This is a genomic window from Lelliottia nimipressuralis (assembly GCF_004115925.1).
Taxonomy (GTDB): Bacteria; Pseudomonadota; Gammaproteobacteria; order Enterobacterales; family Enterobacteriaceae; genus Enterobacter; species Enterobacter nimipressuralis.
In genome coordinates this window covers 1-1464 of record NZ_SDDX01000032.1, presented here as the reverse complement: position 1 = coordinate 1464, position 1464 = coordinate 1, and the positions used below count along the sequence as shown (strand labels likewise).

General features: G+C 52.6%; 1 rRNA gene. It reads left to right on the top strand.

Annotated elements, in window-relative coordinates:
* Window positions 1–1402 (top strand): 23S ribosomal RNA (locus tag ETG88_RS21080); the annotation flags it as partial.
* Window positions 1403–1464 lie beyond the last annotated feature (62 nt).

Here is a 1464-nt window from a genome sequence, read left to right as displayed (position 1 = left end):
TTTTAACGCTGAGGTGTGATGACGAGGCACTACGGTGCTGAAGTAACAAATGCCCTGCTTCCAGGAAAAGCCTCTAAGCATCAGGTAACATCAAATCGTACCCCAAACCGACACAGGTGGTCAGGTAGAGAATACCAAGGCGCTTGAGAGAACTCGGGTGAAGGAACTAGGCAAAATGGTGCCGTAACTTCGGGAGAAGGCACGCTGGTGTGTAGGTGAAGTCCCTGCGGACGGAGCTGAAACCAGTCGAAGATACCAGCTGGCTGCAACTGTTTATTAAAAACACAGCACTGTGCAAACACGAAAGTGGACGTATACGGTGTGACGCCTGCCCGGTGCCGGAAGGTTAATTGATGGGGTTAGCGGCAACGCGAAGCTCTTGATCGAAGCCCCGGTAAACGGCGGCCGTAACTATAACGGTCCTAAGGTAGCGAAATTCCTTGTCGGGTAAGTTCCGACCTGCACGAATGGCGTAATGATGGCCAGGCTGTCTCCACCCGAGACTCAGTGAAATTGAACTCGCTGTGAAGATGCAGTGTACCCGCGGCAAGACGGAAAGACCCCGTGAACCTTTACTATAGCTTGACACTGAACACTGGTCCTTGATGTGTAGGATAGGTGGGAGGCTTTGAAGCGTGGACGCCAGTCTGCGTGGAGCCAACCTTGAAATACCACCCTTTAATGGCTGGTGTTCTAACGTAGACCCGTGATCCGGGTTGCGGACAGTGTCTGGTGGGTAGTTTGACTGGGGCGGTCTCCTCCTAAAGAGTAACGGAGGAGCACGAAGGTTAGCTAATCCTGGTCGGACATCAGGAGGTTAGTGCAATGGCATAAGCTAGCTTGACTGCGAGAGTGACGGCTCGAGCAGGTGCGAAAGCAGGTCATAGTGATCCGGTGGTTCTGAATGGAAGGGCCATCGCTCAACGGATAAAAGGTACTCCGGGGATAACAGGCTGATACCGCCCAAGAGTTCATATCGACGGCGGTGTTTGGCACCTCGATGTCGGCTCATCACATCCTGGGGCTGAAGTAGGTCCCAAGGGTACGGCTGTTCGCCGTTTAAAGTGGTACGCGAGCTGGGTTTAGAACGTCGTGAGACAGTTCGGTCCCTATCTGCCGTGGGCGCTGGAGAATTGAGGGGGGCTGCTCCTAGTACGAGAGGACCGGAGTGGACGCATCACTGGTGTTCGGGTTGTCATGCCAATGGCATTGCCCGGTAGCTAAATGCGGAAAAGATAAGTGCTGAAAGCATCTAAGCACGAAACTTGCCCCGAGATGAGTTCTCCCTGACTCCTTGAGAGTCCTGAAGGAACGTTGAAGACTACGACGTTGATAGGCTGGGTGTGTAAGTGCAGCGATGTATTGAGCTAACCAGTACTAATGAACCGTGAGGCTTAACCTTACAACGCCGAAGATGTTTTGGCGAAGCAGAGACAGTCGATTTTCAGCTGATACAGATTAATT